18 protein-coding genes are annotated in these 20,620 nt (G+C 39.4%); 12 read left to right on the top strand and 6 right to left on the bottom strand.

Annotation, left to right across the window (positions count from 1 at the left end):
• Window positions 1–100 precede the first annotated feature (100 nt).
• Window positions 101–1,507 carry a signal recognition particle protein gene (ffh, locus tag ACT4_RS07255; RefSeq protein ID WP_004881228.1) on the top strand — a complete coding sequence of 469 codons (1,407 nt, stop codon included), beginning with the start codon at window positions 101–103 and terminating at the stop codon, window positions 1,505–1,507.
• Between the two features lie 158 nt (window positions 1,508–1,665).
• A complete protein-coding gene (locus ACT4_RS07260; RefSeq protein WP_007481052.1) occupies window positions 1,666–2,253 on the top strand; it encodes an alpha/beta hydrolase in 588 nt (195 codons plus the stop codon).
• On the opposite strand, the gene ACT4_RS07265 is transcribed toward ACT4_RS07260, so the two are convergent.
• Together ACT4_RS07265 and ACT4_RS07270 are read right to left on the bottom strand one after the other, a co-directional pair.
• Complete coding sequence (locus ACT4_RS07265) at window positions 2,223–2,966, bottom strand: pantothenate kinase (RefSeq protein ID WP_007481055.1); 744 nt, start codon at window positions 2,964–2,966, stop codon at window positions 2,223–2,225. The two genes, ACT4_RS07260 and ACT4_RS07265, sit on opposite strands and share 31 nt — an antisense overlap.
• Window positions 2,967–2,981: 15 nt before the next feature.
• Entirely contained in the window at window positions 2,982–3,734 is a 753-nt protein-coding gene (locus ACT4_RS07270; protein ID WP_034604749.1) for a biotin--[acetyl-CoA-carboxylase] ligase, read from the bottom strand.
• 31 nt (window positions 3,735–3,765) lie between these two features.
• Here ACT4_RS07270 and ACT4_RS07275 point away from each other — a divergent pair, with 31 nt between their 5' ends.
• Entirely contained in the window at window positions 3,766–4,566 is an 801-nt protein-coding gene (locus tag ACT4_RS07275; protein ID WP_007481059.1) for a sulfite exporter TauE/SafE family protein, read from the top strand.
• Between the two features lie 5 nt (window positions 4,567–4,571).
• On the opposite strand, the gene ACT4_RS07280 is transcribed toward ACT4_RS07275, so the two are convergent.
• Both ACT4_RS07280 and ACT4_RS07285 read right to left on the bottom strand, forming a co-directional pair.
• A complete protein-coding gene (locus ACT4_RS07280; protein ID WP_007481061.1) occupies window positions 4,572–5,114 on the bottom strand; it encodes an ATP/GTP-binding protein in 543 nt (180 codons plus the stop codon).
• A 14-nt stretch (window positions 5,115–5,128) separates the two neighbouring features.
• Complete coding sequence (locus tag ACT4_RS07285) at window positions 5,129–6,100, bottom strand: hypothetical protein (protein ID WP_007481063.1); 972 nt, start codon at window positions 6,098–6,100, stop codon at window positions 5,129–5,131.
• Window positions 6,101–6,447: 347 nt separating this feature from the next.
• Between ACT4_RS07285 and ACT4_RS07290 the strand changes: the two genes are divergently transcribed.
• From ACT4_RS07290 to ligA, 4 genes are all read left to right on the top strand, one after another.
• Window positions 6,448–7,143, top strand: a complete 696-nt coding sequence (locus ACT4_RS07290) for a GntR family transcriptional regulator (RefSeq protein ID WP_004881216.1) — start codon at window positions 6,448–6,450, stop codon at window positions 7,141–7,143.
• Window positions 7,144–7,153: 10 nt separating this feature from the next.
• The gene (gene smc, locus ACT4_RS07295) at window positions 7,154–10,603 is read left to right on the top strand and encodes a chromosome segregation protein SMC (RefSeq protein ID WP_007481066.1); all 3,450 of its coding nucleotides are present in this window, start codon (window positions 7,154–7,156) and stop codon (window positions 10,601–10,603) included.
• Between the two features lies 1 nt (window position 10,604).
• Window positions 10,605–11,606, top strand: a complete 1,002-nt coding sequence (locus ACT4_RS07300) for a cell division protein ZipA C-terminal FtsZ-binding domain-containing protein (protein WP_007481068.1) — start codon at window positions 10,605–10,607, stop codon at window positions 11,604–11,606.
• Window positions 11,607–11,678: 72 nt separating this feature from the next.
• Complete coding sequence (gene ligA / locus ACT4_RS07305) at window positions 11,679–13,706, top strand: NAD-dependent DNA ligase LigA (RefSeq protein ID WP_007481070.1); 2,028 nt, start codon at window positions 11,679–11,681, stop codon at window positions 13,704–13,706.
• Between the two features lie 72 nt (window positions 13,707–13,778).
• Here ligA and ACT4_RS07310 read toward each other — a convergent pair whose 3' ends face one another.
• Window positions 13,779–14,834: an aldehyde reductase gene (locus ACT4_RS07310; RefSeq protein WP_007481072.1), complete on the bottom strand. Its 1,056-nt coding sequence runs from the start codon at window positions 14,832–14,834 to the stop codon at window positions 13,779–13,781.
• Window positions 14,835–15,187: 353 nt separating this feature from the next.
• Here ACT4_RS07310 and bfr point away from each other — a divergent pair, with 353 nt between their 5' ends.
• Window positions 15,188–15,652 carry a bacterioferritin gene (gene bfr / locus ACT4_RS07315; RefSeq protein ID WP_004881207.1) on the top strand — a complete coding sequence of 155 codons (465 nt, stop codon included), beginning with the start codon at window positions 15,188–15,190 and terminating at the stop codon, window positions 15,650–15,652.
• Between the two features lie 54 nt (window positions 15,653–15,706).
• On the opposite strand, the gene ACT4_RS07320 is transcribed toward bfr, so the two are convergent.
• Window positions 15,707–16,285 carry a peroxiredoxin gene (locus ACT4_RS07320; RefSeq protein ID WP_034604751.1) on the bottom strand — a complete coding sequence of 193 codons (579 nt, stop codon included), beginning with the start codon at window positions 16,283–16,285 and terminating at the stop codon, window positions 15,707–15,709.
• Between the two features lie 90 nt (window positions 16,286–16,375).
• On the opposite strand from ACT4_RS07320, the gene ACT4_RS07325 reads away from it, so the two are divergent.
• From ACT4_RS07325 to bioC, 4 genes are all read left to right on the top strand, one after another.
• Window positions 16,376–17,116 carry a hydrolase gene (locus ACT4_RS07325; protein WP_007481076.1) on the top strand — a complete coding sequence of 247 codons (741 nt, stop codon included), beginning with the start codon at window positions 16,376–16,378 and terminating at the stop codon, window positions 17,114–17,116.
• Between the two features lie 276 nt (window positions 17,117–17,392).
• The gene (gene bioA, locus ACT4_RS07330) at window positions 17,393–18,688 is read left to right on the top strand and encodes an adenosylmethionine--8-amino-7-oxononanoate transaminase (RefSeq protein ID WP_007481078.1); all 1,296 of its coding nucleotides are present in this window, start codon (window positions 17,393–17,395) and stop codon (window positions 18,686–18,688) included.
• The gene (locus tag ACT4_RS07335; RefSeq protein WP_007481079.1) at window positions 18,675–19,829 is read left to right on the top strand and encodes an 8-amino-7-oxononanoate synthase; all 1,155 of its coding nucleotides are present in this window, start codon (window positions 18,675–18,677) and stop codon (window positions 19,827–19,829) included. The genes bioA and ACT4_RS07335 overlap by 14 nt, the downstream gene beginning before the upstream one ends.
• Entirely contained in the window at window positions 19,820–20,575 is a 756-nt protein-coding gene (gene bioC / locus ACT4_RS07340; protein ID WP_171054782.1) for a malonyl-ACP O-methyltransferase BioC, read from the top strand. The genes ACT4_RS07335 and bioC overlap by 10 nt, the downstream gene beginning before the upstream one ends.
• Window positions 20,576–20,620 lie beyond the last annotated feature (45 nt).

Consider the following 20,620-nt stretch of genomic DNA (forward strand, 5'->3'; position numbering starts at 1 on the left):
AAATTCGCTTCGAACTACAGTATCCTATAGCATTCTATGCATAAATTTTCTATTTTAAGAAAGATTTTTTTGCAACTAGCCATTTTAAGCGGATTTCGCAATGTTTGATACCTTAACAGAACGACTCACACAGAGTTTAAGAAATGTTACTGGCTCAGGGCAGCTGACCGAAGACAATATTAAAGATACCTTACGTGAAGTACGTATGGCACTTCTTGAAGCCGATGTGGCGTTACCTGTAACTCGTGAATTTATCGCGAAGGTTAAGGAAGAAGCACTCGGTCAGGAAGTTATGACTCAGCTTTCTCCTGGTCAGGCATTTGTAAAAATTGTCTATGATGAACTCACCAAGATGATGGGTGAGGCAAATGAGACCTTAGATTTAAGTGCAAAACCTCCTGTTGTTGTATTACTTGCTGGTTTACAGGGTGCTGGTAAGACGACAACTGCCGCAAAATTAGCGCGTTTCTTAAAAGAACGTCAAAAGAAAAAAGTGATGACCGTTTCTGCTGACGTGTATCGTCCAGCGGCAATTAAGCAGTTAGAAACAGTTTCAAATGATGTTGGTGTTGGTTTTATCCCATCTGAGGCTTCTGAGAAGCCGATTGATATTGTGAATCGTGCCATTGAGCAAGCGAAAATTCAGTTTGCTGATGTCTTGATTGTCGATACAGCAGGTCGTTTACATGTCGATGAAGACATGATGGACGAAATCAAAGAGTTACATGCAGCGGTTAAACCAACAGAAACATTGTTTGTTGTCGATGCGATGACAGGTCAGGATGCTGCCAATACTGCAAAAGCTTTTAATGATGCTTTGGCTTTAACTGGTGTGATTCTCACTAAAACTGATGGTGATGCCCGTGGTGGTGCAGCACTTTCTGTTCGTGCAATCACAGGCAAGCCAATCAAATTCTTAGGTATTGGTGAAAAACTTGATGCATTAGAGCCATTCCATCCTGATCGCGTAGCGCAACGTATTTTGGGTATGGGTGACGTCCTTTCTTTGGTCGAAGAAGTTGAACGTAAAATCGACAAAGAAAAAGCCGAAAAAATGGCGAAAAAATTGCAAAAAGGCGGTACCTTCAACTTTGAAGATATGCTGATGCAATTTGAGCAAATGAGCAAAATGGGCGGCATGATGGGCTTCTTGGACAAGTTGCCTGGTATGAGTAATGCGGGTATTCAGGACGCGATTGAAAAAGCAAATCCTGAAAAGCAAGTTAAGCGTATGGAAGCGATTATTCAATCCATGACGGTTAAAGAGCGCCGTAACCCAGATTTAATGAATCCAAGTCGTAAAAAGCGTATTGCTGCGGGTTGTGGTATGGATGTTGCTGAAGTCAATAAGCTGATCAAGCAACAAGCACAAATGGCGAAAATGATGAAGAAGTTTGCGAATCCATCTGGTATGAGCAAGATGTTGAAATCATTAGGTAATATGCAAAAACAATTTGGTGGCGGAAATATGGGACCTCTATTTGGTAATAATGACCAAAAGAAATAATCTCTCTTCCATTAAAAAAGGTGCTTTAAGCACCTTTTTTATTTGAATAATAAAGTGTGTTTGTATGAAATTAATACAAAATATCTACATTAAAATAGAATAAAAAGAATGAAAATTAAATTTAAATATATGTTTTATATTAATAAATAGTGTTGAGTATGTCACATAATTTAAGCGGTAAAGTATTTATTATGCATTCTGAGAATGCTGATCCTGAACAGCACTGGTATCTATGGTTGGATAATCATTTAAAAAGCTTAGGTGTTAATGTAGAGCGTATTTTTTTGGCAGATGCAAATCATCCTGATGCCGAGGTTTGGCAGACTTGTCTTGAAGCACAATGCAATAATTTAAATGATCAGAGTATTGTGATTGCACATGGTCTTTCATGTCTCGCAACAGTGCGGTTTCTAGCAAAAAAGTTGCAGCAGACAAATATTAAAGCAGGCTTATTTTTAGCAGGATTTAACGAGCGAGTGCCTCAACATCCCGAATTTGATGCATTTGTTCAAGCGTCTAGTTTTGAGAGTGGAATATTAAGAGCCAACATCTTGCGACGTATTGTATTTTTTTCGAGTAATGACCCAGTTGTTCCAGTGCCATTAACTTTTAAATTTTCACATATGTTAAATGCCCAGTTGATTGAGGTTGCTCAAGCAGGGCATTTCCGTGCTGAGGATGGCTATGCTGAATTTCCTCAATTATTGGATATTCTTCAGACCTTACTCAAAGCTGAATTAAATTGAACATAGTGCTTCAGTCCTTTAAGTAATAGATCTGACTCTACTTGAGGTTGATAATGACTCAGGAATTTGGCAAATAAATGAGCATCACCACCTGTGAGAATAAGATGCTTAGGTGATTGCTGCATAATTTGATCAATCGTACTAATCAAACCCAATAAAATTCCATGATGAACGGCATCAACCGTATTATGGCCAGGATCTAAATTATCGAAGGCAGAATCTGGAATTTTAATTCCTTTAGTATTCTGAATCAGGGAGTCTCGTTGTAAGTATAAATTTGGCAGAATATAACCACCTAAATGCTGAAAGCCTTCAACTAAATCAATTGTTAAAGCCGTACCGCACCCGATAATACAAAAGTTTTGATCAACTTTCGCCATCGCGAGTACTTGTAACCAGCGGTCAATCCCCAATTGGCTCGGCACATCATAGCCACATTTCAGACCTGCATATTCAGCATGTACTTTGGCAAAGATCACAGGGATATTTAGAATATCCAAGATCAATTGAATACGTTGATTATTTTCAGGATCTAAAACAGAGGAAATACCCACGCGACTGAGATTTTGATGTCGGAAGTGTTGTATGAGTCCAAGCAATAAGTCAGCTGGAGACTGTAGATGTAACTCAGCAGCATGCTCAATCACTTGATCTTGTTCAGTGATCCAGTATTTTAAGCGTGTATTTCCAATATCGAGCCATAAGCTTTTCATAACGGACTACTTTCCTTATAGTGAAGCCAAGCGTAGACGGCCTTGATAAAATTGCTGTGCCTGATCAGTGTGGATAATCACAGCACCGTCATTGGATATTCCTTGAAAAATTCCCCGAACTTTACCTTTGGCATGTTCAAATTCGACTTCTTGATTTAACCAAATTGCATGATGATTAAAGCGTTCTGCCAAATTATAGCTGCCGTGCTGAAACCATTGTGCTGCTTGTTGAATAGCCGTGTAAAGTTCAGCAATCAATGTTAAACGATCAATCTGATGTAAACCTAACATTGCTAGAGAGGTGATCGGTTGATCAGCATTTTCAACTGGAGGAGTGTTGAGATTTAAGCCAACTCCGATGATTGCCTGATGAGCAGAGAGTGGTTCGACGAGAATCCCGCCCCATTTCCCTTGTGGACTATATAAATCGTTTGGCCATTTAACCTGCAACGTTAAACCGTGTAAGCTAGGCATCTGTAAAATATTCAGTGCAATTTCAAGTGCAAGGCGACCGTCGAGTGCTGTTTTAGTTTGAATCAGTGTGCTGAAATAAATATTCCCTTCAGGAGATGACCATTGACGATGGTGTTGACCACGTCCTTGCGTTTGTTGTGCACTGCACACCAGTCCTGTCGTAATGCCTTTTTGTGCAATTTCACGCATATCATCATTGGTCGATGTGGTGGTGGTTTTAAGTAACACCACTTCTGGAAATTGATTTTTTGCGTTTAATAATTGCTGTAACTGGCGAGTTGCGAAATCATCCATCATTTTTTACGAGTAGCGTGGTCATGAGTTTATGGAGTTAATCATATATTTGCTGATTGGTGCAATTGCTGGATTTACAGCAGGGCTATTTGGTGTCGGTGGCGGGCTTATTATTGTTCCAATTTTATATGTCGTTTTTTCTCAAATGAATTATGACCCGAATGTGATTATGCATATTGCAGTTGGAACATCACTAGCAACTATCATTGTAACGTCTATTAGCTCTGTGATGGCTCATCATAAAAAAGGGGCTGTGTTATGGCATGTTTTTCGTAATTTAGCACCTGGTTTAGTGATAGGTTCATTTCTGGGTGCGGGCGTGGCTGATTTAATGTCAGGTCAACACTTACAACTCTTGATCGGTGTGTTCGCTGTAGCAATGGCATTTAAAATGTTTAGAGGCGCGCATGCTGTAGTTGATCCCAATCGACATTTACCATCTGCACCTTGGCAGTTTGCCGCTGGTGGAGGAATAGGTGTTGCTTCTGCAATTTTCGGGATTGGCGGTGGGAGCTTAACCGTACCTTATCTGAATCGTCATGGCGTGGTGATGCAGAAAGCCGTTGCAACCTCTGCGGCGTGCGGATTGCCTATTGCTGCTGCTGGTGCTATTGGTTTCATGTGGTTTGGGGCTCAAGAAAAAATCGATGTGCCAAACACGATTGGTTATGTGCATGTTTATGCCTTTTTAGGTATTAGTGCGATGAGTTTTATCACTGCCAAATTAGGTGCGAAGGTTGCACATCGTTTATCACCCGCAATGTTGAAAAAATGTTTTGCAGGTTTATTAGTTTTTGTGGGCAGTTATTTTATTTATAAAGGGTTATTTTAAGCCCTTTAATTGATCAAACCATAGTGTACTTCGATTATTGCAATTAATGTTTCGACCAATAGTAGAACATCATCCTGTTGGCGAGCGTCAATAAAAAACAATGGATAATTCAATGCTTTTTCACGCAGCCATTCTCTATACATAGAGAGGGTACGCTCTGGCTTTCGATCTATATGGCTAATGGCAATCACGATATTATTGCCGAAAGGTTGGAATGCTTGGATAAACTGATCTAAATCAAAGAGTGGATTTTCCGCAGCATGGTCAATCATTACAATCGTTCCAATCGCACCTTTGCAAATGACTGACCAAATAAAATCAAAACGATCTTGTCCTGGTGTCCCATATAGACCAACTTTTACACCATCATCTAAAGTGATTTCTCCGTAATCAATTCCTACAGTGGTAAGTAGCTTCTCATGTGATTCAATATCTGTATTCAGTGCTTCAGTACCGAGCACTTCGATTTCTGATAGAGCTTTAATCGCCGTGGACTTACCTGAACCCATCGTTCCACCAAAGACAATTTTATATTGATGTAAAATCATAATGTTGTCCTAAATTAAAAACCCAAACGATGACGTAAGCGACCAAATAGCTTCTTCATAAAGTGTTGCTCAGTCTCGTTATGTTGTTTTTTTGGTTGATAAGTCGTTTGATGGTCTTTAATGACTTTACCGTAGTGGGTTGCTAAACATGCGCCAATAAAAAGTCTAACGTATTGTTCTGACAGATTGAGTTGAGTAGCAACCGTTGTAATTTGTGCTCCTTGTGCGAAACAAGCAGACATTCTTAAAATATTTTGGCGATCAATTTTATTTTTTGGTTGTGGCCAAATTTCGAGATAAAAACTTGAAGTGGATGCAGGGCACAACTCAATAAAATCAGGTGATGACCAGATTAAATTCCATAGCCATTGTTTTAAATCTTGTTGTTGTGAATCCGTGATCCAAGATAAGTTATTTTGCGTCGCATAGGTGTAGTTAAGGCTTAGATCGGTCGATTTGGACTGATAATCTGGACTTTGCCATAACCACTCATTGCGAGGATCAGCAATTGCAAGCAAACCATCATTATTAAAGATCTGTATTTTACCGTTCTTAGGATTCTGAATTTCGTCTAATACATCTTTGATGTGTTTGTGTTGAATAGGCTTAGCGTTTTCAATAGCATCGAATTGCGGTTGATCTTTAAGCATAGGTGCACCAGAGAGCTTCTCATTGAGCCATTGATGCAGTGAATGAATATGATGGATTGGTAAATAGAGAATGTCATTTTCTATCGTACTGCTTTTTTCTATATTGTTGATGAGTCGCAATACTTTGATATTACTATTTTTAATCAGATTTTGAATATTGGGTGAATCTAAAAAGATATGATTGATCATCAAAATATCGAGTTTTGGTTCAGCAATATTGCTCCAATTTACTTGGATATGATTGGGAACTGCACTGAGAACACGTTCTTTCAACTCGTTCAATACTCTGAGACTCATCCCAAAAATTGCAATATTAACAGCTTGCTGAACATCCATGATGAGACTCATATTGAAGAACTGAATAATTCAGTAAAGATAAAATGTGTTTATTTTAATAAAAATATTATTTTATGTGATTTATATCAATAAAATTTTGGTGAGTGGTTCTATCTTTCAGATATTCGGTTAATCAGACTTTACAGACTTAACTTTTTGATCTTATTCGTAGAAAAATAAAGCTTCTGTTCAACTTTTTTAGAAAAAGCATGCTTTTTCATCGCGATTGGCTTAAAAAGCAATAAAATTGTCAGACAATGATATAGAATTTATGAGGCGAGATCAGTTAAAACAAAAAAGCGCAAACAGCATTGGACAATGCGTATAACAAAGATAGCGAGGGGATCATGAATCTCGATGAGGCTGATAGTCTTTCTGAACAGATTGCAAAATATATAAGTGAACAGATCATTAGTGGAGAATTGGTCGAAGGAGAGCGTATTCAAGAATTACGCATCGCTAAAGAGTTAGATGTAAGCCGTGGCTCAGTCCGAGAAGCGTTGTTGATTTTAGAACGTACTTATCTGATTGAGATTTTTCCACGTCGTGGTGCAATTGTCTCTGAAATGTCAGCGCAACAGGTCAAAGCATTATTTGATACCAATGTCATGGTGTTGGGTCATATCGTGCAGAGAATTAGTGAGACTTGGCGAGTCAACGAAGCAGAGCAATTGCAGGTTCTTCTTGATCAGTTGGTGGAGTTTGTCAGAGCTGGGGATATTGAAAAGTTCTACGATGCGATTTTTAAATATTTAGCTGAACAACATGAAATGGTGGCAAACCCATATCTCATGAAGTTCTATAAAGAACTGTTGCCATCGTTACGCCGTAGCTATTTTTTAACGTTAAATACTTCTCGTCGAGAACTTCAAGAATCATTTACCCTGTTTAAGCTTGTGATTGATGCTATTTTAATCCGAAAATCACAACAAGCTGCTTTATTTATGGAAGATTTTTGTCGACACTTGCGTAACCTTGTGTTGGAATCTCTGACACGTATGAAACAGATTGAATTGGCTTGGGCTAGACGCTCACGCCGCTAGTTAGGGCAGTATGCGTTTAAGCAGTTTAAAACTTTCAGGCTTTAAATCTTTTGCCGATAGTACAACATTACATTTTAAGGCAAACCGTACTGCGGTTGTTGGGCCAAACGGTTGCGGTAAATCGAATGTTATTGATGCGATTCGCTGGGTTATGGGCGAGTCTAATGCACGCCAGCTGCGTGGCGGCAGTATGCAGGATGTTATTTTTACAGGTACAGCCAAGCGTAAACCTGTTGGCGTAGCAAGTGTAGAGCTTCGCTTTGATAATACTTATGGAAAGCTAGGTGGTGCTTATAACGCCTATAATGAGCTTGCTGTTCGTCGACAAGTGACTCGTGAAGGTAAGTCAGAATACTTCTTAAATGGTACGCGTTGTCGTCGTCGTGATATTACCGATATTTTCTTGGGGACGGGGTTAGGCCCACGTTCTTATGCAGTAATTGAGCAGGGCATGATTAACCGTCTTGTCGATGCTAAACCAGAAGAAATGAGAGTGTTTATTGAGGAGGCGGCTGGCGTTTCTCGTTATCAAGCACGTCGCCGTGAAACGCTACAACACTTAGAACACACTGAACAAAATCTCGCACGGCTAGACGATATCGCAGCAGAACTGAAATCCCAACTGAGAACACTCAAGCGTCAGTCGGAAGCAGCGATTCAATACAAAACTTTAGAAGGTCAAATCAGAACGCTAAAAGTTGAGATTCTTTCTTTTCAGGTAAATCAGAGTCAGAAGCTACAACAAGAATATACCGTGGAAATGACGGAACTTGGCGAGCGTTTTAAGCTTGTTCGTTCTGAGTCCAGTACGATTGAACATGACTTAGAGGCGACCAGTGCTTTATTTCAACGTTTAATTCAGCAGTCATCACCTTTACAACTAGAATGGCAACAAGCAGAGAAAAAGTTAGCTGAATTGAAAATGACGCTGGAGCAGAAGCAAAGTTTATTTCAGCAAAATAGCACTAGTTTGGTACAGCTAGAACAGCAAAAAGTACAAACCAAAGAACGTTTACAGTTATCTGAACTACAAGTTGAGACCTTAACCACTCAATTTGATGAGCAAAATGAGCAATTACTTGAGTTGGAACAACAGACTCAATCTGCTGAACAAAATGTAAGTGATGTTCAGGCACAGCAAAAGCAAGCCCAACAACAATTTGAACAACTGAAAACACAAGTCGATCAGCAACAACAAAAAAAGTTGCAGATGGCAGCTCAAATTGAACAGTTAGGCAAAAATGTGCTGCGGATTGAGCAGCAAAAGCAAACTGTGCAGACTCAAGCGAGTCAAATTCGTGCGCAAGTTCAAGATGATGAGCAGGAACAGCTTGAGCAATTACAGCTGCAACTTCAACAAGAAATTATTGCATTAGAAACTGCAATTGAGCAGTTACAGCAGGATGTTCAGAAACAGCAAGATCAACAACAGATTTATAAGACCGATGTACAGAACCTAAAAACAGAGATTCAGGTTTTATTAGCAGAACAAAAGAACTTAAATCAATTGGTCGCAAAGCAAAGTCCCAAGCATGATCAAAATGTGGTTCGATTGATGCAAAGCTTGCGTTTAACTGCGCAAGGTAAAATGCATGCTGCTATTATTGAAAAGTTCTTGGCCAAATGGTTACAAGCGCAAGTGTTGCATGATGAGCAGTCATTTCAGGGAGGAGTTGCTCGCCAACTTAAATCTTCAAAGCAGCAATCTGTTCGAGTTGCCAATTTCACTTGTTTGAGTGACTACATTGAAGCACCACAGTCTTCACTTTGGGCAAATGTAACCGTTGCAGATGATTTAGCGATAGCATTAGATCATCAAGCCGAACTCCATCAGTCACAATCGATTGTAACGCTAGATGGTTATCATGTCGGTGCAGATTGGGTGATTGGTTTACACTACGACGAAGATAGCCAAAGTGCACAGGGGATGTTGAGTCACCAAGTCCGTTTAGAGGAGATTCAACAGCAACTCGAAGAAAAGCAGTCGCAGTTAATTGATTTAGAAAATCAATTTGCAGAATATCAGCAAGATTTACAGCGACAGCAACAAAATCTGCAACAGCAGCAGTTCACATTAAAACAAAAGCAAAAAGAGCTGCAACAGTTAGATGTACAGGTTGCTAAATTACAAAGCACAGCTCAGGCTTTTGTTCTGCAACAGCAACAATTGGCAGATCAACTTAAACAGCTCGATGTACAGCTTGAGGAAGATGCCATGCAGCGTGATGATCTTGAGATTGATCTACATGCACTGGCATTGAAATTAGAAGCCGTATTGCCGAATTATAAGACCTTACAATTTCAAGTCGAAAATTTGAATGAACAATTGGATGAGCAACAGCAACAACTCACGCAACAGCAACAACAACGTGAAGCATTGCGCCGTCAGACGTCTCAAGCCAATCAGCAAATTGAGTTATTAGAGAAAGATATTTCATTTCTAAAAACTCAATATCGACAAATTATTGAACAAATTGAACAGGCGAAGAAATTTGTAGATCCAATTCAACTCGAGTTACCAAATTTAGAGTCTCAATTCCAAGAGCAGTTCCAACAAACTGAAAAGTTGCAAAAAAATTGGAATGAATGGCAGCTCGAATTGAATCAGGTACAAGAGAAGCAACAACAATTAACGGAACAGCGTCATCTGGCACAACAGAAAGATGAGCAAGTACGTGAATTGCTTGAGCAAAAACGTTTGGCGTGGCAAGCAGCAAAATCAGATCGAGAACACTATTTAGAGCAGTTGAAAGAATTAAATACTGAAGCTTTAAATGATGTTTCGATTGAAATTAAAGAACATCAGCAAAAACTCGAAAAAGCTCAACAGCAATTTGAAAAAATTGGTGCTGTAAATTTAGCTGCCTCACAAGAGTATGAGGAGGTTTCGCAGCGTTTTGATGAGCTTAGTCACCAAATGCAAGATTTGGAAAATACCGTCGAGCAGCTTAAAGGTGCGATGAAGAGTATTGACCAAGAAACGCGTAAGTTGTTTATGACCACTTTTGATCAAGTCAATCAAGAGTTACAACTGCTATTTCCAAAAGTGTTTGGTGGTGGTGAAGCGACTTTAAGCCTTGAAGATGATTGGCAATCTGGCGTGAAGTTGATGGCACGTCCACCCGGCAAGCGGAATAGTTCTTTAGCATTGCTTTCAGGTGGTGAAAAGACGTTAACGGCTTTGGCTTTGGTCTTTGCGATCTTTAGATTAAACCCAGCGCCATTCTGTGTTTTGGATGAAGTTGATGCACCACTTGATGATGCCAACGTACAGCGGTATTGTAATTTGGTAAAAGAGCTTTCTGAACAAGTGCAATTCATTTACATTACACATAATAAATTGGCAATGACAATGGCAACTGATTTACTGGGAGTGACCATGCCAGAGCCAGGCACATCAAAATTAGTGACTGTCGATTTAGAACAGGCAAAAGAATACGGGTTAGTTGCGGAGTCTTAGTATGGAAATGAATACAATAATAGGCATTGTTATCGCCGTTGTGATTATGCTCGTTGGTTTAGTAATGATTTTAAGAAAACCAAAACCAGTTGAGCCGTCACTAGAAGCTGATTTACATATTAATCCAGAAAGTCAGCAGCCAGTGATCCCGCGCCATGTTCGTGATCAACTTCAAACTGAGGCAGTCACCGCTGCAACTGCACGAGTAGAACCAAGTTTTAAAGTGGAGTCAGCAGAAGCACAAGTAGAAACTCCTGAGCCTGTCGTAATTGTTGAAGAAAAAGTAGATGTTGTTGCTGAACAAGAAGATACAAAAACAACAACTGAACCTGTAGCTGAACAGGTTGAAGAAAAACAAATCAATGCTGAGGTCGAAATTGAGGCTGAAGCGGTTGATAAAGTTGCAACTTTAGAGACGTCAGAAAAGTTAGACGAAGAAAAATCAGAAGCTGAGCTTAGTTTAAATCCAAATATTGAAACTGTTGCTATTGAAGAGTTTGATGGTGAAAGCAATATCTTGGATGTACATTTGCACGAACAACAACGTTATGATGATGAAAGTGCTTTAGCAACTGCCGAACAGATTATTGCCTTGAATGTATACCCAAATCCTCGCCGTGCATTGTCAGGTGATAAAGCCTTAAAAGTGTTGTTGAAATATGGCTTACGTTTCGGTGAAATGTCATGCTTCCATCGTTATGAAAATACCGATGAACCAAGTGCTTTGATGTTCTCTGTATTACGCATGACGGATAATGGCCCAGCAGGTTTCGATTTAGAAACTTTATCGGGTGAGCAGGTACAAGGCTTAGCGTTCTTCCTTGCGTTGCCAAATAGCAAAGCGGTTACAGGTTATGACATGATGACCAGTATTGCAGGCTTAATTGCGCGTGAAGTGGATGGTAAGGTCTACGACGAAAACAATTTAGAGTTTACACCGCAGTTGAAAGAACATTGGCGTCATCATGTGATTGATTATCGTCCAAATCAAGCAACAGCTTAATGAATCTTTTATAATAAATTCAGTGAAAAGTTATAGGGCGGTTTTTCCGCCCTTTTATATGGTGAAATTTAAATGGAACACAACTCAGTTATTGAGCAAATGCGTCAGTTGATTCAACTGATTGCAAAACATAATCATGCTTACTATGTGATGGATCAACCTTCCATTTCAGATAGTGAATATGACCATTTATTTCATCAGCTTAAAGCCTTAGAACAACAATATCCAGAATGTATTCAGGCTGATACACCAACCAATAAGGTGGGTGGTCAAGCACTATCAAAATTTGAAAGCGTGACCCATGCAGTCCCAATGTTGTCATTGGGTAATGTCTTTAATCAGGAAGACTTGTTTGCTTTTGCTCGTCGTATTGATGAGCGCCTACCGAATCAAAAAGTTCAATACGATGTTGAACTTAAACTCGATGGTTTAGCGATTTCACTGTGGTATGAAAATGGTGTGTTGGTTCGTGGTGTAACTCGTGGTGATGGTGAAACAGGTGAAGACATTACTCAGAATGTAAAAACCATTCGGAATCTACCTAAAGTATTATCAAGTCAGCATCAAGCCATTCCAGATTTCTTGGAAGTTCGTGGTGAAGTCCTAATGCCTAAATCGGGTTTTGAAAAGCTCAATGCTGACCAAGAGGCGAAAGGAGAGAAAACCTTTGCCAATCCGCGTAATGCTGCGGCAGGGAGTCTAAGACAGCTTGATCCAAATGTTGCTGCTTCGCGTCCATTGGCGTTCTATGCGTATGGCATCGCGCAGTGTGTCCCAAATCATGGTTTGGCTACGATGCACGATAGTTTGCATTGGCTAACCAAATTTGGTTTTGAAATTGCCGAACGTCAATTCCTGTGTGCTTCGATTGAGGAAGTGCAACAGCGTTATGAACAAATTCAACAAGAGCGCTCGAATCTTAAAGTCGAAATTGATGGCATGGTGATTAAGGTGGACAGCCTTAAGCAACAACAACAACTCGGCTTCCTGAGTCGTGAACCGCGTTGGGCAACGGCATATAAATTCCCAGCACAAGCCGCTTTAACCAAAGTTGAGAATATTGACTGGCAAGTAGGCAGAACAGGAACTTTAACGCCTGTTGCGCGTTTAGCACCTGTTTTCGTAGGTGGTGTGACGGTATCGAATGTGACCTTACATAACATTGGTGAAATCCACCGCTTAGATGTGCGTGTAGGTGATACTGTGAGTGTCTACCGTACGGGTGATGTGATTCCAAAAGTTGAAAAAGTTTGGGCTGAGTTTAGACCAGCCGATGTGGAGATTGTGCATCTTCCTAGCAATTGTCCAGTCTGTGATTCACCTGTGGTCATGCCAGAGGGGGAGGCGTTGGCACGTTGTTCGGGTGGTTTATACTGTGCAGCGCAGCGTATTGAAGCGATTCGTCACTTTGTCTCTCGTAAAGCGATGGATATTGAGGGCTTAGGTGATCGTTGGGTTGAATCTCTATTACATCTCGACTTACTCAAAGACGTTGCTGATATTTATCACCTACATGAACATCGCGACAAACTTTTAACCATTGAGAAAATGGGTGAGAAGTCTGTTCAAAACTTGATTGATGCAATTGAAGCCAGTAAGAAAACGACTTTGGCTCGTTTCATTTATGGTCTAGGCATTCGCGGGGTTGGTGAGACAACAGCGCGTATGTTGGCGAATACTTTCCAGACATTTGAAGCATTGAAAGCAGCTGATATCGAAGCACTCAAGAAAACTCCTGATGTCGGTGATATTACTGCGGAATGGATTGCAGACTTTTTCCAAGCTCCACATAACATTGAGGTGTTAGATCGATTGCTTGCAGCAGGAATTCATTGGGATGCGCCGACTGCACCAACACGCCAGCCTTTAAATGGCGAGAGTTGGGTTGTGACTGGAACCTTAGAAAGTATGGGACGTGATGAAGCAACACAGAAATTGCAGGCATTAGGTGCACGCGTGAGTGGCAGTGTTTCGAGTAAAACAAAATGTGTAGTTGCGGGTGAAAAAGCGGGAAGTAAGCTAGACAAGGCGCAGAAGTTAGAAATTCGAGTAATGAATGAACAAGAGTTTCTGGAGTTTTTAACTCAGTATGAAGCTTAAGTTTTATGACTTGAGTTGTGCTATGGAGTTTAGAATGAAAAAGGCGGCATAAATGCCGCCTTTTTTCATATATTAAATATATTTTTTCACGATCCCATCATCTAGCAATTGCTGAAAATGCTCACAAACGCTCTCACGAATATCGCGGTATTGAATTCCCAACTCATTTACACTGCGATCAGCATTAAAGTAAATCGGATAACCCATATTGAGTTTTACAAACTGACGAGAATGTCCGAGCATTGGTGCAATCAGTGAGAATGCTGTTTTTGGTACAGTAAAATGTGGGAAAGGATATTTATAACCAAACTTTTGCGTTAATGCTTTACCCATTTCAAGTAAGCTTAATGTTCCACCACAGATGATATAGCGGCCTTTGGCTTGTGGATCCAAAGCGGCTTTCACATGTGCATCAGCAACATCTCGTACATCAACAATGCCATTCCACATTGGCGGCACACCGAATAGGGTCGTACCATTGCCGAACTGTTGCAATACTTCAATACTACCTGATTGGCTTGCATCGGTCAGTGACGGCCCCATAACCAGTGCTGGATTAATACAAACTAAACTCCAACGACTTTGCTGATCTGCGATCTCCCATGCTCTGCGTTCAGCAGCCACTTTTGAATATGAGTAGGGTTGATGCGTTTCGTTGCTGGTGTTATTCCAGTCATTTTCATCAAACTCATTATTTGAAGTATCTAGAATTTCAATTGCATCACCATAGGTCGAAGCAATGCTTGAAGTGAGTACCACACGTTTAACGGATTCAGTACGGTTGACGCTATTGAGGACGTTTTCAGTACCTTTCACCGCAGGCTCAATAATGTCTTTTACCGCATCTTTATAATTAGTCACAACGAAAGGTGATGCGGTATGAATCACCACCTCACAGCCTTGCATTGCATCATCAAAAGAATTTGGATCAAGTAAATCTGCTTTGAAAAATTGGATTTGTCCAGATGACTTCTCGGCGATGTCATAAAGATGTTGGATTTTATTGGTTTTAGATGGATCACGAACTGTCGCATTCACCTTATATCCTTGATTTAATAGCCGTTCAATAATCCAGCCAGCGATATAACCCGTTGCTCCAGTGACCAAGATTGGTGTGCTTTTATTCATTTCTTTTCCACATTGTATTTTTGTGATTGCTCTTATTTAGCGAATTTTGCTTAAAGAAACAACAGCTGGCCAGTCATTTTTTTAAGTTTATTGATTAAAACGAAGGGCTAAATAAGAAGCATTGTGAATGGTTACAAAAATGAAAATAAACGTTTTCTTCATAAATTATGGGTTTAGGATCAAGATGTTCGTTTGCAAGCGCTTATTTTACTTCAATAATTTTGCTTAATTAAAACTGTAAATGCGTATGTTTCTCATTTTAATTTTATAAAAATCATAAACTTACACAAATTTAGCTTTGCAATTATATTTTAACTTGCACATAATAGTGGCATTCGATAGGAGTAAGTATTATGCGTGGCAATCCAGAAGTCATCGACTATTTAAATATGCTCATTGGCGGTGAGTTGGCTGCTCGTGATCAATATTTAATTCATTCAAGAATGTACGAAGATTGGGGCTTAGGTAAAATTTACGAACGTATTGATCATGAGATGCAGGAAGAAGCTTCTCATGCTGATGCAATCATTCGTCGTGTTTTATTTTTAGGTGCCCAACCAAATATGAATCGTGAAGACATTAATGTCGGAAACGATGTTGTGAGCTGTTTAAAAGCTGATTTGGCGCTTGAATATCATGTTCGTGAGAAACTTGCGACAGGCATTAAGCTGTGTGAAGAGAAAGGAGATTATATTAGCCGTGATATGCTTCGTCAGCAGCTTTCTGATACAGAGGAAGACCATACCTATTGGTTAGAAAAACAATTACGTTTAATTGAATTGATTGGTTTACAGAACTATATTCAATCGCAGATCTAATATTCAAAATTAATAAAAAACTCAGCTTAATGCTGAGTTTTTTTATTTCTAAATTTACTTTTTCGTTTGAGCGTCTTTCAAGTCTTTAAGCACCTGATCCGCATGAGTTTGTGTGTTGACACTGGTATAGTGATACATAATTGCACCTTGAGGATTAATTAAAAAACTCTCACGTTTGGCAATTTTTGCAATTCCGAAATTTCTTACAATCCCAAATTTTCCTGCAAGTTCACCTTTGTCATCAGCCAAAATAGGAAATGGCAAGCCAAGTTTTTCTGAAAACTTTTGGTGTGAAGCGACATCATCTAAACTTACCCCTAAAACGACAGCATTTGATTTTATAAATTGAGGGTAAAGTGACTTGAACTGATTGGCCTCTTGTGTACAGCCTGCGGTGTTGTCTTTAGGGTAAAAATAGAGCACAACCCACTTACCTTTATACTGATTCAAAGTATGCCATTTACCACTTTGATCTTGTAGTTTAAAGTCAGGTGCAGATTGTCCAACCCATTCTTTCTGCGCGGTATTTTTTGAGGAAAATAAGTTACTTTGTGCTACGGTTAGACTTGGATAAGTCATTAAAAATAGTGAGCTACAAAGAATAAGAACTTTGGATTTTATCGTATTCATCATTTTGATCTCAAAGTGTAATCGCACATATTTTAGCAAATTGAAGTGGGGCGGCTAGGAAAAATAACGAATATATGCGATGTTTTATACAAAATGATTGTTCAATCAAAAGGTATACGTTTGTCTAAGAAGATTTTACTGATCACAGGATGGGGTGGTGGAGCCGAATTATTACAACCTTTGCATGAAGCATTGCAACAGCAAGGACATTGTGTAGATCGAATTAATATTTTCAATGCCTTAGATGAGCAAGTCTTGCAACAACAAGTTGAATATGCAAGAGCGTTTGATGTAATTCTTGGATGGTCGCTGGGTGGACAACTTGCAACATTATTAGTCCATCAAATAGAAAAACAATATGCAGAACAGAAGATTTTAATTACTTTAGCTTCAAATCCTTGTTTTGTAGCGCAAGAAAACTGGTCGACTGCAATGCCTGTTGAAATATTCCAACAGTTTAAACAATCATTTGAGCAGGATGCGATTACAACTTTAAAACGCTTTGGTTTACTTGTTTGCCAAGGTGCGGATACTGCAAGAAAAGATTTTTTAGCAATGCAAAAGTTGATTCGTCCACAGCCGATTGCGTTATTGAAGCAAGGCTTACTGATGTTGGAACAAATCAATTTGGTTGAGATGTATGAAAACTATCAAGGTGATCAGCTTCATGTGATTGCGGAGCATGATGCTTTAGTTCCTTACCAAGTTGTGCAAAATATTCAGAATTTAGCTGCAAAGAATCTATATGTTGTTTCGATTGATGGTGCTTCACATGGTTTTCCATGCTTCATGGTTGAACAGACTGTGCAAATAATTAAGGATTTTATTCAATAGACGGTTTAATCTTGCTTGAATTGAAAGTTCTCGCAATTTATTTTAGGTTTTGACACGTTTAAGATAGTTGGCCTTTGTCGGTTATGGCAACGTTATTGTATTGTGCAAATATATGACCTTACTTTTGAAGGATCAAAAGTAAGCAAAAATCCTTTGTTGAGCTGACGGCACATCCTTGATGCCGCAGCTCAACGGGCGGCATCCATGCCGCCTCTGCGATTGTAGATATTTTCGTGCATTTAATTGGCTTAGGATAAAATGAGGAGTGAATAAAGGATGACCGATTTATTTGATTTAGAACATATATGGCATCCCTATACTTCGATGTTAAATCCACTACCAACCTTTAAAGTGAAACGTGCTTATGGTGCAACGATTGAACTAGAAGATGGTCGAACTTTAGTTGATGGCATGTCGTCATGGTGGTGTGCGATTCACGGTTATAACCATCCTGAGCTGAATCAAGCGGTTGCAGATCAATTACAGAACATGGCGCATATCATGTTTGGCGGTCTAACCCATGAACCTGCGATTGAATTGGGCAAATTATTATTAAAAATTACGCCACCGAACTTAGATAAGATTTTCTATGCAGATTCAGGTTCTGTTGCTGTAGAAGTGGCCTTAAAAATGGCCGTGCAATATTGGGCTGCGTTTAATCAACCCGCGAAAACTAACTTTATTACCACCCGTTCTGGCTATCATGGTGATACATGGAATGCGATGTCTGTCTGTGATCCAGTCACTGGGATGCATCAGATTTTTGGCACGAGTTTACCGAATCGAATTTTTGTACCCGCACCACAAAGCCGCTTTGATGGTGAATGGAATCCAGAAGATATTGATGAACTTAAAAAGCAAATTGAACTTCATCATCCTACACTTGCAGCATTGATTATTGAGCCGATTGTGCAGGGTGCTGGGGGGATGCGTTTTTATCATCCTGAATATTTACGCCAAGCCAAAGCTTTGTGTGAGCAGTTCAATTTATTGTTAATCTTTGATGAAATTGCCACTGGTTTTGGGCGCACAGGCAAAATGTTTGCTTGGGAACATGCCCAAGTTGAACCTGACATTATGTGTATTGGTAAGGGATTGACAGGCGGTTATATGACATTGTCTGCGACCTTAACGACAAAAGATGTGGCTGAAACCATTAGCCGTGGTGAGGCTGGCGTGTTTATGCATGGTCCAACCTTTATGGCGAATCCATTGGCTTGCGCTGTTGCTTTAAGAAGCACCCAATTATTAGTGGAACAGGATTGGCAAGCCAATATTCAACGAATTGAAAAGATTCTGGCTGAACAATTAACGGATTTAGCTCAGCTTGACCATGTTGCTGATGTACGGGTTTTAGGGGCGATTGGTGTGGTTGAATTAACCATCAATGTTGATATGAAAACTTTACAACAGCAGTTCGTTGAACGGGGTATTTGGGTGCGACCATTTGGAAAGTTGGTTTATGTGATGCCGCCATATGTGATTAGTGATGATGAACTGAACTATTTATTAACACATTTGACTGAAGTGGTGAAAAGTATGCAAGGAGCAGATGTCAATGTCCTTGCTTAATCATTATGCCGAGCAGCTTGATCAACTCAAGCAACAAGGTAATTTTCGACAATTTACTTCAAATCAACAGCATGGACGATTTATTACCATTCAAGATCGAACCATGTTGAATTTAGCTTCCAACGATTATTTGGGCTTAGCTGCTGATCTAAAGTTAAGAGAAGAATTTCTTGATACTTTAAAAATCGAACGGATATTATTTAGTTCATCATCATCGCGCTTACTGACAGGTAATTTTGCAGAATATGAACAATTTGAAAATAGCCTAAGCAAAACTTTTGGTCGTGCTGCATTACTTTTCAATAGTGGCTACCACATGAATATTGGTATTTTGCCTGCGCTTGCTGATAGCAAAACCATTATTTTGGCGGATAAACTTGTACATGCCAGTATGATTGATGGTATCAGATTGTCTACGGCGCAATATGTGCGTTATCGACACAATGATTTGCAGCATTTGGAACAGTTATTGCTAAAGTATCATCAAGATGAACAGATTGAACGCGTTATTGTAGTGACTGAAAGTATTTTTAGTATGGATGGCGATGAGACTGATTTAGCAGCCTTAGTTCAGTTAAAACAGCGTTTCCATAAAACCATGTTATATGTGGATGAAGCACATGGCATTGGTGTGAGAGGCAAGCAGGGTTTAGGTTGTGCTGAGCAATATGCAGTATTGGATCAGATTGATTTCTTGGTTGGGGCACTTGGTAAAGCGATGGCTTCGGTTGGGGGATATATCATTTGTGATTCAATCATTCGTGATTATCTGATCAATAAAATGCGACCTTTGATTTTTAGTACTGCATTACCGCCAATTTCGATGGCTTGGTCTGACTTTATTTTTAATAAAATGTTGAGCATGCAGCAGCAACGTCAGCATTTGGCTGAAATGAGTCAATATTTACAACACGCTGTGATTGAGAAAGGTTTTTATAGTCCATCCAGTAGTCATATTATTCCGATTATTGTCGGTGAGAGCCAAGCTGCAATCGAAAAGGCGAAGTATGTGCAGCAACAGGGCTTTTATGCCATGCCTGTCCGTCCGCCAACCGTGCCGCAAAATAGTTCACGTTTAAGAATATCTTTAACTTCTTTGGTGCAAAAAAAGGAGTTAGAACAATTGGTGGAGTGTTTGTGAGCGTCAATAAAGCACTGGTTGCCCAAAGATTTGCTAAAGCAGGGCAAAGTTATGTTGAACATGCCGTGACGCAAAAGCAGATCAGTAAAGAACTATTTGAATATCTCAAAACTTATTGTCCGAAAAACTTGGATTCAGTCCTTGAGATCGGTTGTGGTTCAGGAAATTTAACCCACTTATTTCAATCTTGCTTTCAGACGAAAAATCTTTATTTAAATGATCTATATGAAGATGTAGCTCAACATTTTTCTGATCTGGAAAAGATACACTGGCTGATCGGTGATATTGAGCAACTTCAACTCCCTCATTCACTTGACGCAGTAATTTCAAGTTCTGCTTTACAATGGATGGTTGATCTACCTGCATTATTACAACGAATTCATAATGCTTTAAAACCGAAAAGCTATTTTGGTTTCTCAACATTTGGTGAAAATAATTTAATCGAAATAAAAAAGCTGACTGGGCAAGGTTTAAATTATTATTCTAGTGAAGTATTGAAACAGAAACTTGAAGAAAATGGCTTTGAGATTGTGTTTATACAAGAAGAACAGAAAAATCTATATTTTGATGATCCTAAATTAGTGCTGCATCATCTAAAAGCGACGGGGGTGACTGCAACAGCAAAGTCACATCGTTGGACCAAGCAATCTTTACAGCAGTTTTATTCTGATTATCAACAGTTCTATGATGAGCATGGTTTTCGCCTAACTTATCATCCGATTTACGTGATTGTAAGAAAAAAATAAGTATAAGAGGTATATATTAAAAGTGCTTAAAGACGAGTTAACTTC

The organism is Acinetobacter sp. NBRC 100985 (assembly GCF_000241225.1).
GTDB classification, from domain to species: domain Bacteria; phylum Pseudomonadota; class Gammaproteobacteria; order Pseudomonadales; family Moraxellaceae; genus Acinetobacter; species Acinetobacter venetianus.